Genomic DNA, 25,113 nt, shown 5'->3' with positions numbered 1-25,113 from the left:
ATGGAAGAGCAAAAGAGAAACCCCGCTCAGGGCCTGTCTGAGAGCGAGCAGGTGCAGGTGCGCCGCCAGAAGCTGGCCGACCTGCAGGCTGCCGGAAACGACCCCTTCACCCTGACCAAGTTCCCGCAGGACGCATACTCTGCCGACCTGAAGGAAGAGTTCAAGGAGCTGCCCAACGAGACCGACAGCGGCAAGCAGGTCGCGCTGGCTGGCCGTATGATGTCCAAGCGCGTGATGGGCAAGGCAAGCTTTGCCCACCTGCGCGATGACAAGGGCGATATCCAGCTGTATGTCCGCCGCGACGAGCTGGGCGAGGAGGCCTATGCCGCCTTCAAGAAGCTGGACGTGGGCGATATCATCGGTGTCAAGGGCGAGGTGTTCCGCACCAAGACCGGCGAGCTGAGTGTTCGTGCCACCGAGTTGACCCTGCTGGCCAAGAGCCTGCGCCCCCTGCCCGAAAAGTTCCACGGCCTGACCGATACCGAGATGCGTTACCGTCAGCGCTATGTGGACCTGATCGCAAACCCCGAGGTGAAGGATACCTTCGTCAAGCGCAGCCAGATCCTGAAGGAGATTCGCGCCTATCTGGACGAGAAGGGCTTCCTGGAGGTGGATACCCCCATCCTGACCCCCTTTGAGATCGGTGCCTCCGCCCGTCCCTTCTACACCCACCACAACAGCCTGAACATGGACATGGTGCTGCGCATTGAGACTGAGCTGTACCTCAAGCGCCTGATCGTGGGCGGCATGGACCGCGTGTATGAGGTTGGCCGCATCTTCCGCAACGAGGGCATGGACCCCAAGCACAACCCCGAGTTCACCAGCATCGAGCTGTATCAGGCCTTTACCGATTTCCACGGCATGATGGATCTGGTGGAAGAGCTGTACAAGCGCCTTGCCCTCAAGATCTGCGGCAGCATGGTCATTCCCTATCAGGGCAAGCAGATCGATATGGGTCACTGGGAGCGTCTGACTATGGTGGAGGCTGTCAAGAAGTATTCCGGCGTGGACTTCAACGATTGGAAGTCCGACGAGGATGCCATTGCCTCTGCCAAGGAGCATCATGTGGAGCTGCCCGAGGTTCCCACCAAGGGTGCCATTCTGGCCGAGTTCTTTGATGCCTTTGTTGAGGACAAGCTGATCCAGCCTACCTTCATTTATGATTACCCTGTCGAGATCAGCCCGCTGGCCAAGCGCAAGCCGGACGATCCCGCCTTTACCGAGCGCTTTGAGTACTTCATCGACTGCACCGAGTACGGCAACGCCTTCAGCGAGCTGAACGACCCCATCGACCAGAAGGGCCGCTTTGAGCGTCAGGTCGCCGAGCGCAAGGCCATCGAGCCCGACTGCAAGGCTCAGGTGGATTACGACTACGTCAACGCTCTGGAGTATGGCCTGCCCCCCACGGGCGGCCTGGGCTTCGGTGTGGACCGCCTGGTCATGCTGCTCACCGACAGCGCCTCCATCCGCGATGTTCTGCTGTTCCCCACGATGAAGCCGATTGAGCAGTAAATTTCCAATTTAAGCGAAACAAAGCCTGAAACTTCTTGATGAACCGAGAAGTTTCAGGCCTTTTTCTTTTGACGGATTTCCAGCGAAAACTACGCCATACGCCAATTTTACGCCAAACGATGCAGGATTTTGTGCAGAGCAAAAAGAGCGTTGTTCGCGTTTAGCGTAAAATTGGAGCGTGTGGTGGATGGGTGTAGACCTGCAAAGGGCTGCATCACAAAGCGAATTCATAAATCTGCAAACGGACAGCCGGAACTTTTCACCGCAAAAGAAGCAAATGGGAAGAACATGGAGGCTTTCTTATGAACAACCTGCTTTCTTGCCGTTACAATATGGACACCAACCGGGTGGAAGCTCGGTTCGAGGGTGGCACTACCCTTGCCATCGACTGCATTGCCGTCGAGGACGAGTACGGCAACACCCCGGCACAGCGGGCAGAACTGGACTGGCTGCTTTACAACAAGCCCTTGGAGTATGCCCAGATGGTGCTGGGTGGGGAGATTGGACATTATCTCTCGCTTGGTTGCGACCATGGCAGACTGGAAGATTAAGCCCCTATAAAGAACACGATGTCCACTGGCCTATGGCTTCTGCCATAAGTCGGTGGGCATCATTTTTCCTGATGCGTAAAAATGGTCTGGTTCATTTTGAACCGGACCAGCCAAAGTGCAGTTGTAATCAAAAGCTGCTACGGAAAAGCAGAACATCCAAAGAAAACAAACATATTCCGTAAAATAAAGTCCTTTCCTCTTTGAAAAGAAAGCAGTAGCATGATATAACGTTTTTGCTCCAGATGGCGAGAATGACTGCCACAACGGGCGGCAGCAGACTCAGGAGGCCATAGTTCATGATGTTCCTTCTTTCTTGGCGATTCACGTTTTGTTCATAGAATGACTTTCTTATCATGCCTGAAAACAGCCGATGCGTCAATCATTTTTTACGATTTTCAGCCACAAAAAGCCCCTTGGCTTCCTGTTACAGGAGCCAAGGGGCTTCTGGCAGCATCTTTTCAGCAAAACGCCCCCGAAGCGATGCTCTCGCACGCCTCAGGGGTGTTCTCAGTCGTAATCGTAACGACCTGAAGGTTCAGTGGACTTTTCAATCACTATGCCTTATGTAGTTTACTGCTCAATCTGCATCATCGGCAGGAGCCTGAGGGCAGACAGTTTGTAACGTTTTGGCCTGTTCCCCATCGTCTGCCGTTGGAGCCGCCGAACCTGCCTCATCGTCTACGCCCAGGACTTGTTTCAGGTTCACCAGCTGAGGAACACCGTCGACAAAGTACAGGAAACGCTCACCACGCTTGTTATAATTGAAGATTCGCAAATCACTGGAGAACCAGATTTCCTGGCCATTGATCTTTGGCAGAACAGGCTGGATTGATTCCCAGATTTCGCGGATATGATCATCATCTTCGCAGATCAAAACGATAATGGGCCTCTGCGGGAAACTGATCTCGTCCTTTTCGTGGTAAAGCTGATCCAAATTGTCAAACATGAGAGCAAAACGTTCGATTTTTTCACGCAACCATTGTTTTATGCTTTCGGCTTCAAAGTCTTCGGTGCGCCGGACAGGCTCTGCCACCATCGGGCAATCGTTTATGGTTACGGTCGCATAGAACCGGGCACCGGTATACTCCGTACCCTTCAGTTGAATGACGCAGCTTGTTTCGAAATTCTCACCAACTTCGTCCTTGTAGGTACGCAGCCAATAGATCAGCCATTGGTTCGTCGCCAGGATGCGTTTGACCGTGTTGCCGTCCTGGAAAATGTCGAACGCATTATAGCGGCCGCCTTTTTTGCCCAGTTCACGCAGCAGGGTGCTGCCGTTCTTTCCCAACGTAATGATTCGCATGACGGAGCAGCTGCTGCCATCCGTACTGCCGTCCTCATTCAGCGTCACAAAGCGGGTCAGGCTGATCAGCCCATATTCCGCCATTCTGTTTGTAATTGTAGTCAGTTTAGCCTGTGTGACACCACTTCGCCAACCGAACGATACATAACCCGCCTTTATCAGATCGACCAGCATCGTGCTTGTAACATAGCGAAGCTTTGCGATCCATTCAAGAAGGCTGATCTCGAACGGGCCAATGCCACCCAGAGAGCCCTTGTTCATTGCAGCGACCAGAGCAATGAGTGGCTTTGGAGAACTTGGGCTGCCGTCTGAAGCATCCGCAGCGCGCAGTACCGTTCTTGGATAGAAAATAAAGGAAGATTTCTCGGCATTTTTTACGCGTCCGAACTCGTTTGCTTCTCGGACCGGCTGTTTGGGCGCGTGCAGGATGGGAGTGTTTTCATCTGCCGGAACGCTCGATTGTGTACAGTTCTCCGGCAGGGGCGGTGCAGCAGCCGGTACAGAGGAAGCTTCTGTGGAGGGGGACTCCGCAGGAAGGGTACCGCCTCCGGAATACTGACTGTATTCTCGCGCGATCAGCGCGCACAGATCGTACCAAGACAATCGGTCGTCGTTCCAGCGCCCCATCCACTGAGGTGTCCAGATGATGGGCTTTTCTTCCCCTTCCAGTTTCCTGATCCGGAAGCCTTTTATGACGCTTTTCTTGTACGGCAGACTCACATCCGCAAAGCAGGCGGTCACATTCCTCACACGGGGGAACAGGATCTCTGCTGCATCCGACGGGAGGATACTGTCTTCGTGCAGAACCTGTCGCTTGTATTCCTCAGCAATGATCCCCGACAGCGTGTTCCAGTCCATGCCGGTGCCGGCCCATTGATCGTGTATTTCTTTGGGCATATAGATATGGAGACTTTTCAGTTCTTTGATATACACCAGATGAATGCCGGGGATCTGTTCCCCGGTAGCTCTTATCATAGCCGTGACCTCAGCCTCTGTCTTGTTCACGGAGGAATAGAACGTGCAGAGTGGCTTTTTGTTCGGAGCAGCAGCGGTGCCTGCCGCTCCGTCCGGTTGCTGTTTTGTAGGGGCAACGAGTAGGTACTTCTGCGTAACTGCCTGGCGGACATCGCTCCATTGAACCTCAGTATACGACCAACGGGTGTGCATCCATGCCGGCATATGAACCATGATGCCGCCGCCAGGGCCGATCTTGACCTTCAGATCACTGACGACGACCCCGGTCTCCCGGAGGGTCACATCCGCCAGACAGCTGTTCTCCTGGTCAAAATCGTGCAGCGTCACCGAAACCGGCGGATCAAAACTTTCCTTTCGGTATGCTGCGGTGATCAGTTTTCTCACCTCGGCCCATTCGATCTCCGCCGAGTAGGGCCATGTGGTCCCCATAACAGCAGGCATATGCACCTGGATGCCGCCGCCCATGCCAGGCCTGACCTTGAACCCGGAAATCACCGTGCCGGAGACGGGGAGTGTGATGTCTGCACAGCAGCCTCCCTGCGCATCGAAATCGTGAAACGAAATGCTGAGTTTATTCGTTGACGTCATGAATGATACCTCCGTTCTGGATGAGAAAACTAATGTTCTTGTGATCCGTCATATTTCCCTGGATTTCATTAAAGGAGCACCTAAAAATCCAGATCCCTGTATAGTTGGTATATTCAATTTTTCGGTAAGAAGGAATACGTTCGATCGCCATCAGTGAGGAATCCATCGTGTAAAAGCGCTGTGCATCTTCGTCATTATCCGTAGGAATATCCAGAAACTCATATCTCCAACCCAACGGTTCAAACTGATCGGTCTCATAAGTATACCGCGCCCCGTAGGGAAAACGTCTCAGCGGTAGGAAGGCCATCTGGATATCATCGGTCAGCCTGTCGCGCACCCAGACAAACCTGCCCGTGATTCCTGTATATCGCATATCCTGAACGACCAGTTCATGGTTCAGCCTTTTTATTTCGCCGGTGGAAGAAAGGACATAATACCCATCACTCTTATAATCTTCAAGGACACGACGGATTGAGTTGATCTGCGAACCCCGCAGGACTTTTTCCTCTGAGAAATCGGGATCCAGTAAGACCAGATGAGAACCAACTCCGACGGCAATTCCATTTTCCCAATAACAGGCGCATCGGACATTGGATGAGAATGTCTTCCGATTTAGCACATCGAAGGATTCAGTATCATACTCGACCAGTAAGTTCTCAATCGCGACTAAGACGCGTGTACCATCTGCACGATATTGGATGCAGCAGATTCCCCCGGCCCCCAAAGCACCGACATCCCTCAAACTTTGGAACCGCGAAGGGTCGAATTCCCGGTCGCCGCCTTTGTGGGGGATGGTATCCTCAGAGGAATTTTTAAAAAAGGTTTGAAGTTTCCATGAATGTGTGTCCTCGTCAAACCGTGTCACGGAAAACAGCTGTAGCAGATTGCTCCGGGCGAATTCTTGTCGCTGCGGATTCCATCTGGCGCATCTTGCCGGAATATCATAGGGCAAACCGGAAGGAAGTTTCTGCCCATGAACATCGTACCAGATCAAAGGCTCCAGATCGAACGAAACATTCAACTCGTTTTCTTTTGAGAACTGAACATAGCGAAAGCTTTTGCTCCGGCTGTCATTGCCGTAACTTTTCACCACGCTCTTTGTTGCGATCGAATAGCAGAAAACGATATTTTCGTACAAGATGGCCAACAGTTCCCCGCTGTGATCCAGCGCAAGGTCAACGACCGGACTGGACTGTAATTGGATCGTGTCGAGGTAGGATTGCTCTGCAAGGCTGTAGATTTTCACAACGCCCGCCTCATCACCGCTGAACACATGCGCGTGGCTGTCGGCCGCAACAGCGCTGATCGGTGCTTCATGACCGTCTGTCAGAAAATTGGCCCGGTCGATCCATGCCCGGTCAAAGAGGCTGGGATAATAGGCATCCCTGTACCAGACCGTGAACACGCATTTATTCAACCAGCATTTCCGGAGATCAAGATCCGAGAAATCGCACCAGGCCAGAAGGCCCTTCCGGCCGATTTTCATAATGTTTATAAGGTTCGCAACAGCGTTCTGGGCAAGGTCGCCGTTTTCTGTTCTCCACAGGGAGAGTAATTGTTCGGCAACACTTTTTTCCGGCGCTGAGATCGTTGTCTTTCCCGGAAAGTTCCAGCCGTCTTCTGCCCGCACCGGTCGGGCATTTTCCTCCCGCAGGATATCTGAAACGAAACCGAGAATATCATTCGGATAGATAGTCTGCTGCAGAACAGGCTCCACGTCATCCTGGCGGTCAGGATCGTATGCAAATGCCTTCATCTCATTTGCAATATGGAATGCTGCAAAGTAGTCGCGGAAGCTCTGATGCAAAAATTCGTATCCGGCATCTGATTCATGCAGAAAATGCAGAGAATCCGTTGCAAGACCAACAAGGATCTCTGTATCAAAACGGCTTCTCCCACGGAGCAGCCTGCAGAGCGTATCTTTTTTGTACCAAGTGTACCGATCACAGTTCTTATCTATCTCGCCGATACTGCGCCAGATCTCATCCTCGCTCAAATACAGTCGCTGTTTTTCCAACATTTTGAATGCAAGAGCAGGAAGCAGATATTCCAACAGCACAAGGTGGGCGGCCTGATCAAAATTATCTTCTTCCGCAGCACGGTACAACTGTGTCTGAAAGAAGTTGCTCAGGATCTTTCCGGCGGTGTCCGGATGCTCTTCCAGAACAATGCCCTTGATGTATTGGTATTTGGAACGGTGCTTTTCAACATCCGAGAACAAGGTCAGCATCAACGGTGTCCGGATGACCGCAAACACCTTCTCGTCCGTAACAGGCGGAAGGCCCATGTTGTGTAGATATAACTCAATGGATTCTCTGTCCAACGTCTGCATCTCAAGCGAGACAACATTTCCCATCAGGCAATGCAGCAGGGAGGCGTCAAACCATCTTGAGGTCATGATAATTCGGATCCCACTGTAGGCAATGATATAATCAGTATTGAGTTTATTTACGAAGGTCTTTACATAGTCCAGTGAAATTTCGTTGATGCCATCCAGCAGGAGAACAACATTGGGTGCCGAGGTATAGGGCACGCTCATCAGATTTCTTAGAACACCCCACATGGACTGATTTCCTCCGCAGACAACGCGAGCCAGATATTGGTCCAGGGTCATACTGGCATTAATCTTGCTGAGCGGGACATAGATGGCGTTGATTCGTTTGCTCAACAGGTAATCACAGGTCTTCAGCAGGGAAACGGTTTTTCCCATGCCGCCTTCGCCGGTGATCAACAGGTGTTTATGAAGATCATCCTGTCCGTCGGTTTCGGAGAAGAACTTTACCAGAGAGACATCCTTCTTCTGATCATCCTTGTACAGGATATTGATCTCAGGGTTCTTAATGGCGGGGAACAGTTCGCTCCGGATCTCGTTCAATGCGTAGTTTTCACTCTGCTCATACTGATGTTCATGATAGAGCCGCAGGCGGTCCATCAGATACTCCGGCGTGTCGATCGGCGGCAGATCCTTTTCGTCCCCACTGCAAAGGAATCTCTTCAACTGCATCAGGGGGACGCTCTCTGTGATCTCACGCGCAAAGGATGCGATGCCATCAGAACTTTCATTGATTCCTGCCCCAAAACCAAGAACATCATGGCCGGCACAAAACGAGAACATATAGGCGCTTTGCCGGTTCGCGCTTTCACTCACATCGTCCAGACAGACCGCTACGATGCTTTTCTCCCTCTGGATCGCCAGGTCGAATTCGTGAATACAATACGGCTTGTTGACATAGGTCTTGGAAAGAAAGGCAACAAAGACGATCGAGTCATCAATGGCAATGTCAATCGAAGAGTTGAATTTTTCTGCCGCACGCAGTCTTTCTTTATCGATCCAGCAGGAAAAGTCCGCTGCAGAGATCAAACCCGCGATTTTTTCCACCAGTTCACGGTCATCATGTGAATAGGACAGGAACACATCAACGTGTCCGGACGGTATATTTTCCATCATTCTTCACACCTCCATTTTGTATTTTGACATCCTTTTCTCTAACGATCCGCCGCAGAGGATGCGAAACGGTGTGCTCTTCTTCCCGGTGCTTTCACCGGAGATTCAACCTTTTTCGCGCAGTGAGAGAAAAAGAAACTTTCCTACTTTGCAAGTATAACATAGTGCAAAATCATCTGCAACAAGCAAGGGGGGGGAGAGATTTTGGCGCAAGGCAAGCCGATCACCCCTTATGGATCGGCCGCAGTCCAGAGAGGGGTACCGCGCACCCCGTTTCTTTGACCAACGCGCAAAATCATAAGGAGCACCCCCTTTAAGCTGCCAGATCTTCTTCCAGAACGGCGTCAACGGAAACAAGCATCCGCAAATTCTCGTTGGACGGCTTCAGCACCGTACAGAACACTTCGGTGCCGGGAAGCAGCCCGCTAAAGAAAGCAAAGGCCTCCTGCCCGTTTTCAAGCGCAAGGATCAACCCTTTCCGGCAAGTATCCCGAACCACGCCACGAGCTCCATCACGCACGTCATAGTTGTCATTGGAATCCCACATAAAAACTACCTCCTCTTTTTTGAACTGCCCCCCATTTGTTAGACAGTATGGTATACTGTTTAGGAAATGGGGTGTTTTTGTATGCCAAAGGGACAACGAAAGTACAACGGAACGCAGAAGGTAGAAATCATTAAACGAATCCACAGAGAAAATCTGAGCTTTAAGGGAGCGTCCAGAGAATATGGCATTTCGGACCGTACACTCAGGGACTGGGAGCGCATTTATTGGGAGGAAGGAGAAGAAGCACTTCTGTTAGAGCGTCGAGGACGAGCCTGTGCCGCCAGTGGGACGCAGAAAGGTCGGAAGCCGAAATTAGACAAGCAAGTAGAAGAAGATCTCATTGCAGAGAATCAACGGCTTCGTATGGAGATCGACTATTTAAAAAAATTGAGAGCCTTGGTGCTGGAAGAGGAACGCCAAAACAGAAAGCACAAGTAGTTCAGGAGCTAAGGCAGAAATATCCGTTGAAAGCATTGCTGCAACTTGCCGGACTTCCTCGCAGCACATTCTACTACTACCTGCATCGGTCTCAAAATCCTGCGAAGTACCAGATGGTAAAAGAACAGATCATTACAATCTTCAATGAGAACAAGAAGCGATACGGATATCGCAGAATTACACAAGAACTACACAACAACGATATTTGTGTGAATCACAAGACGGTTCAGAAACTCATGAAGCAGCTGGGCTTAGTCTGTCAGGTTCGCGCAAAAAGAAAGTACAACTCCTACAAGGGTGAAGTCGGAGAAGTTGCGCCAAACTTGCTGGAACGGCACTTCAAGACAAACCAGCCGAATCGGAAATGGGTCACAGATGTTACTGAATTCAAAGTGAACGACCAAAAACTCTATCTGTCTCCAATTCTCGATCTGTTCAATGGCGAAGTTGTCAGCTATAACCTGAGCCGCCATCCAAATTTCAAACAGATCACGGAGATGCTGGAGGGCGCTTTTCAGAAGCTGCCAAATAAGGTTGACAATCTGATTCTGCATTCGGATCAGGGCTGGCAGTATCAGATGAAATCCTACCAGAATCTGCTGAAAGCAAAAGGAATTACGCAAAGTATGTCTCGGAAAGCCACTTGTCTGGACAATGCTGTTGCCGAGAACTTCTTCGGACTGCTCAAGACGGAACTGTTCTATCTGGAAAAATTTGATTCCATTGACCAGCTTGAAAAGGCTATTGTCGATTACATCGACTATTACAACAACCGCCGAATTAAATTAAAACTAAACGGCCTGAGTCCTGTGCAATACAGAATTCAGACCGTTGGGGCCGCTTAATTCGTTTTTTTGTCTAACTTTTGGGGTTCATATCATTTTTGCATCGTGTTTTTTGTTTCTGATAAAATGGTATCATCACCGATTTCACACAGACGAGGGGGGAAAACTGTGTCCGGTGCAGTGCCAAACAAAGATCCGGCCAGTACGCCATCGTAAGAAGGCCTGCCGGCCGGATATCATACTTCCGGAGATGACCGCGTAAGTGTCTGCCCTTATGCAGCTGCCGTTCAGCTCTCCGGCTGGCCGACCGCTTCAAATTGAGCAGCCTGAGCTGTGTTGGCTTGGACGAGAAACACACAACGATTTTCTTCTTCCACGCTACTGCGGCAATCGGTGGCTTCGAATCCCAGACCGTAGCAGATCAGCTTGCCGGAGTCCACACCTGCTGCAACAAGGCAATCCCGCACGACCTTGGCCCTTACCAGAGAGAGGTGTATGGCCCCTTCGGTGGTTGAGCCATCCACCTTGGCCACACTGCCTGCGACCACATAAGACGATGACGAAGTCCGGATCTGCTCGGCAAGCTCGTTGATCACTGTGCCGGCTGCAGCCTCATCTGCGAACTCGACACTATCAGGGAGAAACGCGATCTGCTCATTTGTGATCTTCACAAATTCGATGCCACCGTCAGCGGCCATGGGAGAAACAGTGTGTCCGAACTCTGTGAGCGCCGGGCCGCTGATCACGTCGCTGTGGAAGGTCAGGGAAGCTTTGGCACGGTTAAAATATTCAGACCAGAAAGCTTTGATTGCTTCCGTCTGCTTCGCACTCAGGGTGGGCTGGCTGCCTGCCGTGTCACCGGCTCCGAACCATTCCACAGAAACCCCTTCCAGATCCGGGATCATGGCAGCCTCTTCCAGTCGATCAACGAGAGCCACAGGATCCTCGTTGACAATATTAATATCCTCCATCGGTAACGCGGCTGCGGTCGAGACACCGCTGTGAAGTATAATGAGCTGTTTATTCTCAGCTGTCCCGGCATTCAAGACTCTCGCAGCGAGACTGACAGATGTCAAGACATCGGTCTCCGGCACCTGCGCCCGGGCCTCCTTCACGATCTCCACAAAAGAGGCTTTCAGCTTGTTGTTTGCCTTATTTTGCTGTATCTCGTTGTTCTTTTTAACATTGAACTTGACCGGCCCATACACCTGCGGCTGTCCGTCCGTGATGATCAGTGCTGCACTGCCGCCGAAAGCCGTGTTTATGTTTTCAGTGAAATCTTCAGGATTTGTCAAAGCGGGGACGCCATCGCCCTGTTCCAACAGTAACACAGTGTCCGTTGGGGCGACAGTGGTACTGTCTCCGTAGGAAGGCACGGTGCTGCAGCCCACCATCAGGCCTGCGGCCAAAGCGGCAGCTGCAAGAACTGCGGTCAGTCGAAACATCTTTTTCATAAGGATTTTCCTTTCTTCTTATCATGTTGCAAAATCGGATATCAGGATGCCAGTGCTTCTTCCTGGGGTGCTTCCTCGGCTGTTTCCTCCAGATGCAGCGCCGGCTGTGCTGGTACGGCATCTGCCTGGGGAGGGATCAGCATCTCTCGGATCTTCGCTTCATCACATGCAAAGGGATCTTCCAGTCCTGCACGGGTCAGTAGGGCCTTGGCCGCTTCGGCGCTTCCGAGTTCGTTGGTCAGGATAATTTTGACAGCCAGCTGAGCGCTTTTGGCTGCGCAGGCCAGGGATTGGAGCTTCACGCAGGCCAGGCGGTAGTCCGCTTCGTCCGCGTTGAAATTCGCCATCGCAAATTCCTTATGACGGATCGCATTGGCAGTCTCTGCCTGCAGATCAAGGAGTTCCAGACGTTCCGCCTCCAGCACAGCCAGACGGTCGTGATGGTTGCATTCCCAGCCAAGGCCAAAGGCGGCGGCGCTTGTGACCAGCGGGACCAGTGCTCGTGCAATCTGACCGATGAAGTACAGCGTCGCGTCACCGTCCACATCTGCGATGTTCATCTTGGCCGTGACGATGCAAAAGACCAGGAACACGAGGTATGCACCCGCTGCCGCAGCCATGAGGAGACAGATCCGCCGTTTATTGGGACGTTTATCGCTCTTCAACAGGTCGCTGTGATTGGCAAGGAGTGAACCGGCAAGCGCAGGGCTGACGTCGAGGACAAGTGCAAGGACCCCGGAGACCGCCCAGGCGAGCTCCACACGTTCGTCAAAAATGTTCTGCGCGTAATAAGCAATCGTAAGGGCATCGATCACCATGAAGAGGATGGTCATCGGCAAAAGTGCATGATGGATCAGAGTGTCCAGCAAGCTGCTCTTCTGACGGCTATTTTTCTTGATGATTTCGATCTGCTGGACCGGATTCTTTTCATTTCCAGTATACATATGCGTTTCCTCCATTCTTATTTTAGGCTTTCAGACGAGCAATCGCAGCTTCGACGGCGTCGAGTTCATGCTGGATCATAGCTTCACTCGACTTCAGATTGTCGATTTGAAGGAGCAGATCGGACCGGAGATTCAAGGCGGTACGGTGGTGACTCTGCCGTGTTTCGACCAGCGAGGAGAGCATACTCTGGTACGCTTTCAATTTCACCATTTCCGTGAAACCTTCCGTCGTTGTCTCGTCCAGATCCAGAGACTTGATAGCTTCCTCTGCCTTTGCAAGCACATCTGAAAAATATTCCGGAGAGGAATAATCTGGATACGCTCCACAAGATGTATAATCGTCAGGATAGGCAAAGAGAAGGTGATGGATTATCGTGTGATGCTCAAAATCTGTCTCCACCTGTTTGCGCCCCTGGGCGGGCATCTGCGGCTTCTTCTTAAAAAGGCTCATGATACCACCTCCTCAATTCCGAGACGTTTGGCATAATCCGCTGCCGAAAAAACTGCAGTAAAGTGCGGGATTTCTTCATCTAGCACCTTGAACTTGCTGGCCTTGCCATAGCGGGTAAGCGCGGCGTTGGCCGTGCAGTAGGCGGTGTTGATCTCGCCTTCTGCCGTCAGCAGTTCACTGCGGATGGAGGCGATCAGCTCACGCCGCTTTCCCTGCGCGGCAGCCCGGCGTGCGCCTGCTTCGCGAGCCGCGCGTCTCGCACCGGTGGTGGAACGCGGCGTGCTGTCGCCGTAGTCAGAGGCATGGGGCATTGCCTTGAATTCAGCAATTTGGGGGCCAAGGCTCTTGTTCAGCCATGCCACCTGCGCAGCTTCCAGCGTCTGAAGTTCACGGCGGACGTGCTCATAATATCCGCCACTGAGGGTGTTCTTTTCACCCTTCATCCGGAAATCGGTTTTGTGCATGAGTGCATCCGCAGTGCCGCGCAGACGCATGAACCGATCCGCCTTCCAGATGGGCACCTCATGATACTTGCTTTTTCGGTTGTTCGAATAGATCAGCATAGTCTCAACTCCTTTTCTTTTGTTTTGTCCGTTGGCCCTTCGGCTGAGATAATTTTATCAGATTTCATGTTTCAGGTGTTTCACAGAGAGGTCTTTCCTGAAAGTAACCTGCGGTTTTTGTGAAAGAAGCCTTGCTGTCATGCCCTGCGGATGCTATACTGGTCAAAACGGCGCAAAATGCACCGGAAGTCATTCATTCGCAGAGGTTCCGGTTTGGAACATGGAGGAACGTTTATGATGACAAAGCCCTCTTTGAAAGAAGAATGCCGCCTGAAGGTAATGGATGAAAAATGCTTATCTGGCCCCTTCCGGATTTCACTGGGCGGCCTGTATGCACGAAAGATGCGGGACAGGATGACCACGGCTCTTGCAAAGCAGGCGGGACGGCCTGAAGAGAGAGATACCGATAAAAAGAACAACCAGCACCGCATCCTATGCGCAATACTGCCGGCGGAGTATCGCCTGATGCCCGACGGAACGGATCTCGCCAACCTGAAGGAAGCTTCCATCAGCCGTTTTTTTATCTGCGCAGAGAATCCCAACACAGGAAAGCTCTACTCCGAACGTCAGTACGAGGCCGTAGGGAACAACCTGATCGATCTTGCCCGGAAAGCGGGATTCAGGACCGGTGAGTTCACCTTGCTTCCTCACATCCGTGGGCAGCTGCAGATCATGCTGGCAGAGCTGACAGAAAACGAGCGAAGAGATTTTTCGGGAGACGTGATGACGCTGCTGGAACGGCTCAAAAAGAAATCAAAAGAATACCCCGACCTGGCCAGCCACTCCGAGGGTCTGAAAAAACTGGGCACACTGGAGGAGCAGCTGGCCTACCTGACCGTGATCGCACTCACCTGGTCCTGCTGGAGTTGGAATAACGACGCTCTGACAAAAGACCTCGTTTTCCTTCTCCTTACCCCCAAAAAGGAAGGCACAGAGATCCAGGCCATTGAGGCATGGAAAGAAAAGCGGCTAGCAGAAGACAACGACCGCTCTGCCAAGCTGCTGGAGCAGTGCAGAGACGCGTTCAGGCAGAAGGATTTCTTCACCTGCGGTGAAGCCGCAGAAGGCATTCTTGCGCTGCGGTTCGCGCCGGACCTTGTCCGGGGCGAAGCATATTACATGCTGTCTGTCTGCTACGCAGGACACGGGTACAAGAGATCCGGCACTCTGCTGAGTCCGAAGGAGCTGATGCTCCGCGCTTACAAATTCGGTTATGCCAGGGCGCGGGAGGTCCTGCTGAACAAATACGGGTTCGATGCAGCGCCGCTTCTTCTGCGTCCGCGTGCCAAAGCACTGCACGGAACAGCAAGAGTGGTCTCCAACTGCATCAACCAGTACACAAAAACCGTCTTGCAGTCTGCACCGGATACACTGCGGAAAGAAGCAGATGATGCATTGAAAAAGAAAGAAGCTGCAGAAAAGTGGGTGTACTGTGCACCCGGAAAAAAAGCCCTTCAGGATTCTGTGGACTTCAGACAGGAGACCCGCTACCTGTTGTTTGATGATGACCAGGAAAAGAATTTCCATGATCTGTTATGTCTTCTGGACCGGATCGCCGCTGTGGAGCGCAGCAATCCGGTCAGCCCGGAGCAGTCTACCCGGCACTGGAGCGGAACTGCGATCTATCTGCGAGCCTCGGAGGATCGTTATGCCGCGCTGGTCGATACAGCTATGAAGCGTCTTGGTCAGTTCGTTGTCAAGGTATTCCTCATCGACGATGAAAAATGGGCAGCACAGGCCCTCCTCACCCGGCATCCGATCTACGAGCTGATCCAGTGCGTGTCCGGCAAGGAACTGAAGCGCGGCCCGTTTGTCATCAATTTCACGGTGATCTGTGACAGGAATGCCGCGCTTGCCAGCCGCCTGCTGCGCGAAGCATACTGGCTCAGTACTTTTTCTTACCCCGGACTTACGGTAAAGTTCCATCTGCTGTCGCCCGTTGCGCAGGAGATCAAAAATACAATGCGGCTGGAGTTTCCCGCCATGTTTGAAGCACTTCCGGATGCCGACATGACTTCCCATGTGACGTTTCTGGCAGAGGATCTCACGCTTCCGGCGCTTTCAGATTATCGGCTCGCAGGATATGTTGACAAGATCGAAGCGATGCCGAACTCGTTCAATTATTATGTAATCGACGCAGGCAATGACATCTCAAGCCTCAACCTTGCAATCCGGCTGCGGGAGTGGAATGTGCGGAGTTGTGTCGCAGGGCGTACACCTCTTCAGAACGGCAGCCAACCGCGCATTGCCTTCTACTGCAAAGATCCGGACATCGCATATCTCGCGGAGAATATGGTCGTCCAGACCGTAGATCATGGTAGCAGTTGGTATAACAATTACAACCTGATTTCTTTCGGCCTTCTCACAGACAGCTACTCCTGGGATGCCATGGATGGCGGCTACTGGGAACGAGTGGCAGAATCCGTGCATCTGCAGTATTGCGGGATTGCCTGGAATGCAGCGGATGACGTAAAGAATGAAAATCTGGTGGACTACTATGCCAGAATGTACAACCGGGATTCCTCCATGGCTGCCGCCTTGTATCTGCCCTACCAGATGTTCCAGATCGGAACAGCCAATGCGGAACACATTATGTCTGATGCACCACTCGGCACCGTCGGCTCAGAGGACGCAAACGCAAAGCTTGCCCATGACATGGGAGATCAGTTCCGTGAAGCCATCGGGGAAAACGGCAAAGTCCTTATCCCGGAGCTTGTCTGCATCGAACATGCACGCTGGATCCGGTGGGCTTATTCTCGCGGCTGGAGAGCCGCACCGCCGGAGCAGGTGCTCTTCTATATGGAAGAAGGAAACCCCAAGCAGCAGCTGTACATTGCGCGGCTCCACGGCTGCCTGTGCGCATCGCAGGAACTGGCCGTGCTGGCAGAGCAGATGAAACAGGCGCTGACGCCAGATGACGGAAAACAGCCCCACAAGAACGACTGGAAGCGCTTTGCTGCATCCCGGGAAAAAGACACCGTCAAGCTGAACAATACCGACCGTGCCACCACGATTGGCTGGATCTATACGCCGAAGGACTTTGCCGAGTTCGACCGCTCTCATGTTCTCGCAAGCGCGGAACTTATCGAAGCACGCTGGATCGAGCATGAACCTCCGGCCCCTGTGCAGGAGGCGCTGAACGGCATCTGACAGCCGGAAGGCTCCACCCTCTCCTTTGGAAAAGCAAAAGCAGGCCCCGCTTATGCACAGTGGTGGCCTGCTTTTCTCTGTTCGTGCGGCAGTGCGGGAAATCTGCGGGTTTCTGGCCGGGCCCGAAATACCGCTCTCCGGATGGCCGGATCCGTCAGACGACCCGATAGGTGTCCGAAAAATCCCGGCCGGAAATGACATAGAGATCCTCCGGATCCGTGATGTTGATATACCCGCCTGCGTCCACATTCCATTCTTCTCCCCACTGCACGATGTGGATGGCCTCCGAAAGAAACACAAAGCGCTGCGGACCGCCCATGGGCTTGTACAGATCAGGCTGACCCGGTATAGCCGTGTATTTTCTCCGGAACGTACTGTCGCCGATGATCCACTGATTAAGGTGGGCATGACAGTCGGCCACAGGGCTGCCTGACGCATCCGCCTTGGTGGCGATCCAGTCCGGATGGCCGGATGCGTCGGTTGAAACCACCGCCTCTTTCTCTTTCACAGCCGCACCGCCGGCATCCACAGACCACGAAATGACCTGTTTCCCCGGCACGCCCGGACAGGCAAGGATGCGCGCAGTCTTTTCCGCTGTGCAGACCGGTGCGCCGCTATTCAGCAGCTCTTGGACATAGACCTTCAGATCGGTGATTTTTTTATATGCAGGCATTTTCCTTTTTCCCCTTTGTTATCGCAAAAAAGATCTGATCAGCACCCACAACATGATGATCACGATGCCGATCGGCATGACCGCGTTGATCCATGCCCAGGTGTTGTTGGCAATAGCTGCGGCGATGCACTGCCTGTAGCGCACGCAGCTTATAAGCACCAGCACCGCTCCTGCAGCCAGCCAACCGAGAAGAAACCGCTTGATGACAGTCCAGACGGTAACATCCTGATAATACATGACAAATTCCTCCTTCTTGCATTTACCATCTTCTGAAGCCCCTGGACAGGCTCAGGATCAGACATAGGATCTCCGCTACAACGGCCAGGATGATGATCGCCGATGCCAGCAATTCCGACACCCACATCGCGATCACAGCGGTGATGATATTGAAGTTGATGATCACAAAGATTGCCGCAGCAATGGAGATCGCTGACAGGATCAGGGTGGTTATTGTAACTGCGGAAATACCGGTGTCCGCGCCAAAGCCGCGTTCGGAACCAAAGATATCATTTTCATTTTTCATTTGCAATTCTTCCTTTTTCTCTGCTCTGGTTCCATTATAGCATGCCCTTATTTTCAGAGCTGCTTTTTTTGCACTGATTCTGAAAGTAAAAGCAGGATCTTCTTCAGGCTGGACAGTGAACCGGTATCAGGCGTGAAGTGCAGCTCTTGTCAGGGATGCTCCCTTTGATGACAGGAACCGTGCAGAAGAAACCAGATAGATGTACTCATTCGCAGCAGTCTTTACCGCAAACTGATCCGGGATCTGCCCCAGAAACCCCTGTCGCGGAAAAAGGTCGGCAGCACGGACTCTCAGTCGCTCCTGCGTTGCGATCGCCCAGTTGACTGTTTTGCGGGGAGTGAAGATCAGAGCCGGCGGTTTGCCGACATTCGGCACCGGGTAGCTGTAGAGATAGGTTCCCCATAAAGTCTGGGACAGTTCTTCTGTGACTGCCGGCTGATCATGCCCCGACAGCACAACATTGGAAAAACTCAGGGCCGCGCCTTCCGTGGATTCTTTTGCATTCCGGGAGATATAGATCAGTTCGATCCGTCCCTGCCGTTTCATACTAAACAAATAACGGAGAAGCACATCTTCCGGTACGAACTCCAGTTCATCCACGATCACACGGATCCGGTTGACCTTTTTCAGGGCGGCCGCCAGTTCTTCTTTCAGGTATTCGTTCATCAGGGCCTGTTCTGCGGATGTCGTATAGAGCGCCTGCAGTGGGATGCCCTTCTGTGTTCCGCTCTGAAGATCGTATTTGGTATCGGCGTCAGGATCTGCCACAGCGTCAAATACAGAACTGAGCTTCTCACAGATGCGCCGCAGACAGATGCCTGCCTCGTGGTTTGCCAGGATCACGTCAGTGACCATGTTGTTCAGCCCCAGTGTAAGCGCATATCCGGCGATTCGATCATCGTCTTCCAGAAGCAGTGCGGACAGTGCCGGCAGAGACACCGGATACTTCATGGCAACAATGTTCAACGCTGCAGAGGCATATTGCAGGATCCGATCGATCATGGTGTGATATCCCAGCAGCTCCGCTGCACGATGGATAAAGTGAAGGAGTTTCTCTTTTCCCAATCCATAGAAGGGCTGGTACTTCCGTTCAAGCGAATCCGAAATGGCGATCTGTTCCTCCGCTCCTGCGCACATCCCGCGAATCCGGCCAAACAGTTCCGGGTGGCACGACAGAAGGATCGTCGGCATATCCTTCCGGCATAGATATTCCAGAACCAGGTCGGTGATGAGTGACAGGTTCGAAGCAAGATATCCGGAAATCAGCAGATCTCCCTGGATCCGGTGGAAAAAGGTCGTATGGCTCACGCTGCCGGTCATAACGCCTCTGGTTTCATTCAGTCGGTCGCACTCGCGCAGGACCATTCCTTTGTTGCTCTCAAACATACTGCTCGTCTCCTTTGTTTATCAGTGATACCGCGGCATCCGGAAAAAGAACGGTGCCTCATTTTTCAGGCTGACGATTGCTTCGCCCAATCCCAGCGACAGGATATCGTTATCCTCAACTGTGTGGCCTTCCCGCTGCGTGTGGATATTGCTTTGCTGGCTTGAAAAAGACAGGTTCTGGTAGTTCGCACCGAACCGGTTCATCAAAAAGCAACGCGTGTCATAGTCTGCATTGTGGAAAGCGACGATGTTCTGGAACGATGACAGGACACGTTTGGCTCCGATCTCTTCATAGATATCTGCCAGGCTGGAAAAATTCTGAAGTCTGCACAGGATCTTTACGCCCTGCGAACGCCCAAAATTCAACCCATCAGAGAAATGCGTCAATTTAGGCAGCAACAGCATTTCGTCCCAGATGAAATAGACGTTGTTTCTGGCTGTATTCCGGCCTCCCAGCGCATTGGCGAGCGCACTGTCCATCAGCAGGCCATACATGGGCGCAAGGGTCTTGCCGCGGCGGAGGTCATACTCAACGAATACAACCTTCCGGTCTGCAGCATCCACGACTTCCCGCATGGAAAACTCCCTGCCCGGATCATGCTTTGCAAAGGGGCCAATGAACAATTCCCGGAGGACTGTGCCGATGTAGCTGCTGACACCCTGCGTCTGGTTATTGGTACCGGCAATATAACTGATGCAGTTCCGGTAGTCCTTCATATAGTCCAGTTCAAAGACGGCCTTCAGTTCCGCATTCGTACTTGCCGTGACAAACCGGATGAACGCCTCATTGTTCAGCATCTCCGGTTCCGACATCCAGTACCGGCGCATGAAATAGATCAGCAATCCGGCCACGATCTGCTCAGCCATGGCAGGGAAGATGGGCTGCGACTCGCTCTGCATCCCGGAAAAAAGCTGCTTTGTTTTTTCCAGCGCATCGGAATCCGAATCCGACGTATACACCAACCGGCCATTGCCGGCGCGGGGCATGATCTCCGCAAAAAGATTGTGGCAGCCGGTCAGGCCGGCATACTCGCTGCCCGCACCGACCACAATGCAATCCTTCTTCGGGATGCGGTCGCTGAACTCCCGGTAATAATCGCCCTTGGTATCAAAGATGATGATCTTGTCGCCTTTTTCCTGGCTGACAAGGAGCTGCCTGGTGATCATGTTCAGCAGATTGGTTTTGCCGCCGCCCGGCTCCGCAAGGGTGAGGAACCCGTAGGACAGCATGTCTTTGCTGATCCCGATCCGTTTTCTGGTGGAGGGATCTTCAAACGTCACAAACGGATGCTGTGCCGCTTCGGCGGTCCATACCGGGACAGGTGTTTCCCGGATCGTCTGTCCGATCAGCGTTCTCGTATAAACTCCCGCATTCCGGTTCTGATTTGCCGCAGTACTTTCCGCGAGGCGGTTTCCAAATTCGTATGCCATTATGATGCTCCTTTCTCACAGGTCCAGATCTCCACCCAGACCTACATCTTCGTCACAGCCTTCGCTGTTGCTCACGCCGACATCTGTGCCGGCATCCACGCCTGTGTTCACCGAGGTCTGCTCTGTCTGTTCATTCACGGCACCTGCAGAGGCCTGTTCTACCGGTCCGCCGGTATTCAAGTTGTCGTTCACAGCACCGATCTTGTTTTCTGCATTGTTTTCCATGGCTGCTTTGTACTCCTCCACCGCCGTCAGATAGCGTTCGGCCGCTTCACCGGATGTCCGCAGCGCTTCTTCCTTGCTCATGTTCGGGTCGTTCATGGCGTGCACATAGTACTCGTTGACCGCATTGCGAAGAAACTGGTCATATTCTTCGACTGTCATCGGTGTATATTGGAAACTCATATTCTGTTGCTCCTTTCCCGTGGATAACGACCTTGTCGTGACAGGCTGCAGAGCTTGCCGACTCTGTACCATTTCGTTCTTGACAGCCTGTTCTGTTCTGGCATCCACAGACTTGTGGGTGCCATAATACTGGTTCATCAGCACCTGGTTTAGGTCTTTTACAAAGTCCGGATTCTGAAAACGCTGGATCGCTTCCGCCTCCATCACGGAATAGCCATTCGCCTGCAGCGTTTTTTCGTAGGCCTCAAACGATGGTTCCATGCCGTACTTTGCTGTGAGTTCCTGCACGATGCGGCTTGCTTCCTCTTCTGACCACCGGAAAGCATCCCGTTCTGTGGCCTGAAAGTAATAGATGTAGTAGCCGTTGGATGTTTCGCCTGTAAGGTACTGGCTTCCAAAGTCCAGGTTGTTTCCCTGCTGGACCATACTTATCGTGAAGTCGTTGGCGCGATATTCTGCCGCAAGCTGTGGATCCGCATTCCGGATCGTGCCGTCAATGATCTGGTCCTGATAGCAGTGCACATTCTCGTGGAGCACTGTGACCAGGCTCTGTATATTGTAGTCATTGATCGTATGCTGCAGCGTTTTGCCCTGATACGTCGCCGTCCGGGTTCCGTTCACCGCCAGATCACGGTTCACGGAAATGACGCCTTTTTCAGCATAGCCGTCGGTCCTGGACGGCATATTTTCAAACCGGACCTTCGGGCTTCCCACCTCACCTCTCGCTGCGGCGTCCCGGTTTACGGTTTCCTGCAGCAGATCCAGCTTCTGGCTTTCGCTGAGGCTGCGGTATACGCTCTCGCGGTACATCGCATAAAGGTTTCCATCGCTCAGGTTCCCGTACTGGGTCGGATGCGCTCCATAGTCGCTCACCTGGATCACCTCCGCGTCCGCCAAATCCGGCGTTCTGCCTTGTCGCGGTCACCGGTCAGATACTCCGCAAGCACCTCCATTGCTCCGAGAAAATCCGGGCTGTGCCAGAGTGCCAGGAGCATGGGAACGGAGTATCCGTCGATGCTGATCTCTGTCAACGGTTCTCCGGCTGCCCACTGCTCCAGATTCTTCTGCAGTAGATCCGGGCAGTGCTGCACCGCCTCCTGCGCCTGCTTTTTTGCGGCGTCCTCGCTCAGAAAATATTCCTGGCTGATCCGTTCAGCCAGCTTTGCCTGTAATTCTGCGGTCATTGTTCTGTTCTCCTTTCGGGTTGGTTTCTTGCATCATCATACCGTATGTTCTTCTTTCAGCCGCTTCTTATTCCGTGTCTTCGTGAAGGTCCCTGAAAGAAAGCATGAAACTGGCATAACGAAAAAAGCGTCCGCTCATTCTCAGGCAAATGAGTGGACGCTTCGTATTTTTATAACAGAATCAGGATTTTTCCGGATGGTGCATTCACATTTTCAGAAGTCCGTGTTATTATAAATGTACCCCGGCTGATTTTATGGGCACGAACGGGCCGGCGGTTCTGCCGGTGCATTGCAAGGAATGCAGGAGGAGCTTAGATGAAGTACATCAAGCTGTTTATCGCGTCTTCCATCATCGAATTCGCGCAGGAGCGGGCAAGCCTGAGCGATTTCATCCGCTCGCTGAACGATATTTACGTCCCACGCGGCATCTATTTTCAACTCACCATCTGCGAGGACCTTTCCAATGCGGTGGCAAAGGACCGGAAGCAGGCGGAGTACAACCAGACCATCCGGGAAGCACAGTATTTCTACATCCTCTTCGGCAGAGGCTCTGACCGGGCAGACGATGCCATCTACACGATCGAGGAATTTGATACGGCACTGGATCAGTTCCGAAAAGCCGGTGCTCCTAAGATTTACACCTACTTCCGGCAGCTGCCAGAGGGGGAATCTGCCAGCAAGAACATCCGTGATTTCATGAACCGTCTGGATCAGGAGATCGGGCATTATTATTCCACCTTCTGCAATGTGGACACGCTCAAACTGAATATGCTGCTGGAACTGACCCGCGATCAGACCGTAGGCGGCACAGTGAAGGTCGAGGACGGCATGGCATCCCTGGACGGCCACAAGATGTTCTCCGTGGCAGACATCCCGCTTTACAGTAAAAATGAGACGGTCCAGAAGCTTCTGGCACAGAAGGCCCAGCTGGAAGACGAGATGGGCAAACTGGCACTGGAGTATGCAAAGAACCCAGCGGGAGATGCCATGCAGCGCCTGCTGGCAAACAGTGGGCAGCGGAACAAAATTGCAGAGCAGCTCCACACGCTGGAAATGGATGTCCTGCAGCTGTTCCGTCAGTCCACGGAAAAACGCCAGCTGGGCCAGTCCTTGAACTGGCGCGAGCGGGACGCCCTGCAGATGATCGACATGGGCAACTACGAGGCTGCCAGAACTCTGCTGGAAGATCAGACGTGGAAAAAGGAGATCCGCCAGGCGGAGGAAATCATTGAAATCAAAAAAGATGCGATCCTGGAATATATCTCCGGTCAGAAAACGCTGATCGACACCTATAAGGCCGAGGGCAATACGGCGGAGAATGCTCGAAAGGTCATCGCTGTCTATGAGGACATCACCGCATTGGCAGCGAAACACCACATGGAGCCAGACGTGCTGTATGACTACGCCTCTTTCCTGTATAATCAGCGCCAATATCAGAAATCTCTTGAGATCGCACAGCGGCTGGAGCACTGGTATGCGCTGGAGCCGGATACCAGCGCGGTACGGCGGGCAAAGTTATACAACCTGATAGGATTGGATTATTCCGCACAAAATGATTTTCTGACAGCAAAGAAAGCGTATCAGGAGGTATTAAAAATATACCGGGATCTCGCCGGGAAAGATTCTGATGTCTATCAGCTTAATCTGGCAAACAGCTGCAACAATCTGGCAATTCTTTTCTTCGATATCGGCTCTTTCAAGGAAGCCGAAAAATTGTACCGGGAGGCATTGAAGATTCACCGTGACCTCGCCGAGAAGAGTTCTGATGCCTATCTGCCTTATTTGGCAAACAGCTGCAACAATCTGGCAACTCTTCTCCGTAATACCGGTTCTTTCAAGGAAGCCGAAAAATTATACCGGGAGGCATTGAAGATTCACCGTGACCTCGCCGAGAAGAGTTCTGATGCCTATCTGCCTTATTTGGCAAACAGCTGCAACAATCTGGCAGACCTTCTCTGTAATACCGGTTCTTTCAAGGAAGCCGAAGAACTGTGCCGAGAGGCATTGAAGATTTGCAGCGACCTTGCCGAGAAGAATTCTGATGCCTATCTGCCTTATTTGGCGCGAAGCTGCAATAATCTGGCGGACCTTCTCTGTAATACCGGTTTTTTCAAAGAGTCTGAAGAACTGTATCGGGAGGCTTTGAAGATTTACCGCAGTCTCGCCGAGAAAAATCCCGACGCCTATCTGCCTGATCTGGCACTCAGCTGCAGCAATCTGGCAAGCCTTCTTCAGGATGTCCACTCTTTCAAGGAAGCAGAAAAATTGCATCGGGAGGCATTAAAGATTCGCCGGGATCTGGCCGAGAAAAACCCTGATGTCTATCTGCCCAGTCTGGCAATCAGCTGCAACAATCTGGCATACCTTCTCAGTGATACCGGTTCTTCCAAGGAGGCGGAAGAACTGTATCGGGAGGCATTGAAGATTTGCAGCGACCTTGCCGAGAAGAATTCTGATGCCTATCTGCCTTATTTGGCGCGAAGCTGCAATAATCTGGCATATCTTCTCTCTGATATTGACTCATTCAAGGAGGCGGAAGAACTGTATCGGGAGGCATTAAAAATACGCCGGAATCTGGCCGAGGAAAATCCAAAAGTCTACCTGCCGAAGTTACAGCTGGTCTGCGACAATCTGACAGCCCTTCTGGAAAAAACAGGCCGCAGAGAAGAAGCAGACAGTCTGAGGCGCGAAGTGGCAGAATTTTACCAGAAGCAGCTTGCACAACAGTGATCCGCCCTGAAACGCAGAAGCAAACCAAAAATAGGCGTCCTGTCTGCTGAACAGGTTCACAAAAAGTAGACAACA

Annotated in this window: 20 protein-coding genes; 6 read left to right on the top strand and 14 right to left on the bottom strand. The window is 52.3% G+C overall.

Going from position 1 to position 25,113, the window contains the following annotated elements; all coding sequences use genetic code 11:
* Both lysS and ACKXGA_RS07490 read left to right on the top strand, forming a co-directional pair.
* Complete coding sequence (gene lysS, locus ACKXGA_RS07495) at positions 1-1,512, top strand: lysine--tRNA ligase (protein ID WP_156070116.1); 1,512 nt, start codon at positions 1-3, stop codon at positions 1,510-1,512.
* Positions 1,513-1,814: 302 nt separating this feature from the next.
* On the top strand, positions 1,815-2,063 hold the full coding sequence (locus ACKXGA_RS07490) for a DUF6061 family protein (RefSeq protein WP_117477182.1): 249 nt from the start codon (positions 1,815-1,817) through the stop codon (positions 2,061-2,063).
* A 577-nt stretch (positions 2,064-2,640) separates the two neighbouring features.
* Here ACKXGA_RS07490 and ACKXGA_RS07485 read toward each other — a convergent pair.
* From ACKXGA_RS07485 to ACKXGA_RS07475, 3 genes are all read right to left on the bottom strand, one after another.
* Positions 2,641-4,929: a hypothetical protein gene (locus tag ACKXGA_RS07485; RefSeq protein WP_423729205.1), complete on the bottom strand. Its 2,289-nt coding sequence runs from the start codon at positions 4,927-4,929 to the stop codon at positions 2,641-2,643.
* Complete coding sequence (locus ACKXGA_RS07480; RefSeq protein WP_423729204.1) at positions 4,913-8,377, bottom strand: TIR domain-containing protein; 3,465 nt, start codon at positions 8,375-8,377, stop codon at positions 4,913-4,915. The genes ACKXGA_RS07485 and ACKXGA_RS07480 overlap by 17 nt, the downstream gene beginning before the upstream one ends.
* Positions 8,378-8,687: 310 nt before the next feature.
* Positions 8,688-8,921 carry a hypothetical protein gene (locus ACKXGA_RS07475; protein ID WP_117477185.1) on the bottom strand — a complete coding sequence of 78 codons (234 nt, stop codon included), beginning with the start codon at positions 8,919-8,921 and terminating at the stop codon, positions 8,688-8,690.
* Between the two features lie 81 nt (positions 8,922-9,002).
* On the opposite strand from ACKXGA_RS07475, the gene ACKXGA_RS07470 reads away from it, so the two are divergent.
* Together ACKXGA_RS07470 and ACKXGA_RS07465 are read left to right on the top strand one after the other, a co-directional pair.
* Positions 9,003-9,359, top strand: coding sequence for a helix-turn-helix domain-containing protein (locus ACKXGA_RS07470; RefSeq protein WP_181967528.1), 357 nt, complete (start codon positions 9,003-9,005; stop codon positions 9,357-9,359).
* On the top strand, positions 9,308-10,204 hold the full coding sequence (locus ACKXGA_RS07465; protein WP_423730395.1) for an IS3 family transposase: 897 nt from the start codon (positions 9,308-9,310) through the stop codon (positions 10,202-10,204). The genes ACKXGA_RS07470 and ACKXGA_RS07465 overlap by 52 nt, the downstream gene beginning before the upstream one ends.
* A gap of 227 nt (positions 10,205-10,431) precedes the next feature.
* On the opposite strand, the gene ACKXGA_RS07460 is transcribed toward ACKXGA_RS07465, so the two are convergent.
* Genes ACKXGA_RS07460 through ACKXGA_RS07445 form a run of 4 tightly spaced genes read right to left on the bottom strand, consistent with a single transcriptional unit; the run spans position 10,432 to position 13,556 of the window.
* Positions 10,432-11,598, bottom strand: coding sequence for an OmpA family protein (locus ACKXGA_RS07460; protein WP_117477482.1), 1,167 nt, complete (start codon positions 11,596-11,598; stop codon positions 10,432-10,434).
* Positions 11,599-11,639: 41 nt separating this feature from the next.
* Positions 11,640-12,542: a hypothetical protein gene (locus tag ACKXGA_RS07455; protein ID WP_117477481.1), complete on the bottom strand. Its 903-nt coding sequence runs from the start codon at positions 12,540-12,542 to the stop codon at positions 11,640-11,642.
* 22 nt (positions 12,543-12,564) lie between these two features.
* On the bottom strand, positions 12,565-12,993 hold the full coding sequence (locus tag ACKXGA_RS07450; protein WP_423729203.1) for a hypothetical protein: 429 nt from the start codon (positions 12,991-12,993) through the stop codon (positions 12,565-12,567).
* A complete protein-coding gene (locus ACKXGA_RS07445) occupies positions 12,990-13,556 on the bottom strand; it encodes a hypothetical protein (RefSeq protein WP_117477480.1) in 567 nt (188 codons plus the stop codon). Before ACKXGA_RS07445 ends, ACKXGA_RS07450 begins: the two co-directional genes overlap by 4 nt.
* 234 nt (positions 13,557-13,790) lie before the next feature.
* Here ACKXGA_RS07445 and ACKXGA_RS07440 point away from each other — a divergent pair, with 234 nt between their 5' ends.
* Positions 13,791-16,706, top strand: coding sequence for a hypothetical protein (locus tag ACKXGA_RS07440; RefSeq protein WP_117477479.1), 2,916 nt, complete (start codon positions 13,791-13,793; stop codon positions 16,704-16,706).
* Positions 16,707-16,860: 154 nt separating this feature from the next.
* Here ACKXGA_RS07440 and ACKXGA_RS07435 read toward each other — a convergent pair whose 3' ends face one another.
* The 7 genes from ACKXGA_RS07435 to ACKXGA_RS07405 form a co-directional block, all read right to left on the bottom strand.
* A complete protein-coding gene (locus ACKXGA_RS07435) occupies positions 16,861-17,379 on the bottom strand; it encodes a hypothetical protein (RefSeq protein ID WP_117477478.1) in 519 nt (172 codons plus the stop codon).
* Positions 17,380-17,397: 18 nt separating this feature from the next.
* Complete coding sequence (locus tag ACKXGA_RS07430) at positions 17,398-17,616, bottom strand: hypothetical protein (RefSeq protein WP_097839765.1); 219 nt, start codon at positions 17,614-17,616, stop codon at positions 17,398-17,400.
* A gap of 22 nt (positions 17,617-17,638) precedes the next feature.
* On the bottom strand, positions 17,639-17,902 hold the full coding sequence (locus tag ACKXGA_RS07425) for a hypothetical protein (RefSeq protein ID WP_117477477.1): 264 nt from the start codon (positions 17,900-17,902) through the stop codon (positions 17,639-17,641).
* 126 nt (positions 17,903-18,028) lie between these two features.
* On the bottom strand, positions 18,029-19,288 hold the full coding sequence (locus ACKXGA_RS07420; RefSeq protein ID WP_117477476.1) for a hypothetical protein: 1,260 nt from the start codon (positions 19,286-19,288) through the stop codon (positions 18,029-18,031).
* Between the two features lie 21 nt (positions 19,289-19,309).
* Positions 19,310-20,719 (bottom strand): type IV secretory system conjugative DNA transfer family protein, encoded by a 1,410-nt coding sequence (locus ACKXGA_RS07415; RefSeq protein WP_423730375.1) that lies wholly within the window; start codon positions 20,717-20,719, stop codon positions 19,310-19,312.
* A gap of 15 nt (positions 20,720-20,734) precedes the next feature.
* Positions 20,735-21,997 carry a hypothetical protein gene (locus tag ACKXGA_RS07410; RefSeq protein ID WP_147322126.1) on the bottom strand — a complete coding sequence of 421 codons (1,263 nt, stop codon included), beginning with the start codon at positions 21,995-21,997 and terminating at the stop codon, positions 20,735-20,737.
* A 5-nt stretch (positions 21,998-22,002) separates the two neighbouring features.
* Positions 22,003-22,308 carry a hypothetical protein gene (locus tag ACKXGA_RS07405; RefSeq protein ID WP_423730374.1) on the bottom strand — a complete coding sequence of 102 codons (306 nt, stop codon included), beginning with the start codon at positions 22,306-22,308 and terminating at the stop codon, positions 22,003-22,005.
* Between the two features lie 315 nt (positions 22,309-22,623).
* On the opposite strand from ACKXGA_RS07405, the gene ACKXGA_RS07400 reads away from it, so the two are divergent.
* Positions 22,624-25,038 carry a tetratricopeptide repeat protein gene (locus ACKXGA_RS07400; RefSeq protein ID WP_423730373.1) on the top strand — a complete coding sequence of 805 codons (2,415 nt, stop codon included), beginning with the start codon at positions 22,624-22,626 and terminating at the stop codon, positions 25,036-25,038.
* Positions 25,039-25,113: the final 75 nt, after the last annotated feature.

Source organism: Faecalibacterium hominis (ex Afrizal et al. 2022), from assembly GCF_049545105.1.
Taxonomy (GTDB): domain Bacteria; phylum Bacillota; class Clostridia; order Oscillospirales; family Ruminococcaceae; genus Faecalibacterium; species Faecalibacterium duncaniae.
This window is presented reverse-complemented; position numbering and strand designations above follow the sequence as displayed.

Excerpts from the sequence above, each read along its gene's own strand:
- ACKXGA_RS07405 (WP_423730374.1), bottom strand. The coding sequence starts at position 22,308 with ATGACCGCAGAATTACAGGCAAAGCTGGCTGAACGGATCAGCCAGGAA.
- ACKXGA_RS07455 (WP_117477481.1), bottom strand. The coding sequence starts at position 12,542 with ATGTATACTGGAAATGAAAAGAATCCGGTCCAGCAGATCGAAATCATC.
- ACKXGA_RS07490 (WP_117477182.1), top strand. The coding sequence starts at position 1,815 with ATGAACAACCTGCTTTCTTGCCGTTACAATATGGACACCAACCGGGTG.
- ACKXGA_RS07480 (WP_423729204.1), bottom strand. The coding sequence starts at position 8,377 with ATGATGGAAAATATACCGTCCGGACACGTTGATGTGTTCCTGTCCTAT.
- ACKXGA_RS07470 (WP_181967528.1), top strand. The coding sequence starts at position 9,003 with ATGCCAAAGGGACAACGAAAGTACAACGGAACGCAGAAGGTAGAAATC.
- ACKXGA_RS07450 (WP_423729203.1), bottom strand. The coding sequence starts at position 12,993 with ATGAGCCTTTTTAAGAAGAAGCCGCAGATGCCCGCCCAGGGGCGCAAA.
- ACKXGA_RS07420 (WP_117477476.1), bottom strand. The coding sequence starts at position 19,288 with ATGTTTGAGAGCAACAAAGGAATGGTCCTGCGCGAGTGCGACCGACTG.
- ACKXGA_RS07400 (WP_423730373.1), top strand. The coding sequence starts at position 22,624 with ATGAAGTACATCAAGCTGTTTATCGCGTCTTCCATCATCGAATTCGCG.
- ACKXGA_RS07445 (WP_117477480.1), bottom strand. The coding sequence starts at position 13,556 with ATGCTGATCTATTCGAACAACCGAAAAAGCAAGTATCATGAGGTGCCC.
- ACKXGA_RS07430 (WP_097839765.1), bottom strand. The coding sequence starts at position 17,616 with ATGTATTATCAGGATGTTACCGTCTGGACTGTCATCAAGCGGTTTCTT.
- ACKXGA_RS07435 (WP_117477478.1), bottom strand. The coding sequence starts at position 17,379 with ATGCCTGCATATAAAAAAATCACCGATCTGAAGGTCTATGTCCAAGAG.
- lysS (WP_156070116.1), top strand. The coding sequence starts at position 1 with ATGGAAGAGCAAAAGAGAAACCCCGCTCAGGGCCTGTCTGAGAGCGAG.
- ACKXGA_RS07475 (WP_117477185.1), bottom strand. The coding sequence starts at position 8,921 with ATGTGGGATTCCAATGACAACTATGACGTGCGTGATGGAGCTCGTGGC.
- ACKXGA_RS07485 (WP_423729205.1), bottom strand. The coding sequence starts at position 4,929 with ATGACGTCAACGAATAAACTCAGCATTTCGTTTCACGATTTCGATGCG.
- ACKXGA_RS07460 (WP_117477482.1), bottom strand. The coding sequence starts at position 11,598 with ATGAAAAAGATGTTTCGACTGACCGCAGTTCTTGCAGCTGCCGCTTTG.
- ACKXGA_RS07425 (WP_117477477.1), bottom strand. The coding sequence starts at position 17,902 with ATGAAAAATGAAAATGATATCTTTGGTTCCGAACGCGGCTTTGGCGCG.
- ACKXGA_RS07440 (WP_117477479.1), top strand. The coding sequence starts at position 13,791 with ATGATGACAAAGCCCTCTTTGAAAGAAGAATGCCGCCTGAAGGTAATG.
- ACKXGA_RS07415 (WP_423730375.1), bottom strand. The coding sequence starts at position 20,719 with ATGGCATACGAATTTGGAAACCGCCTCGCGGAAAGTACTGCGGCAAAT.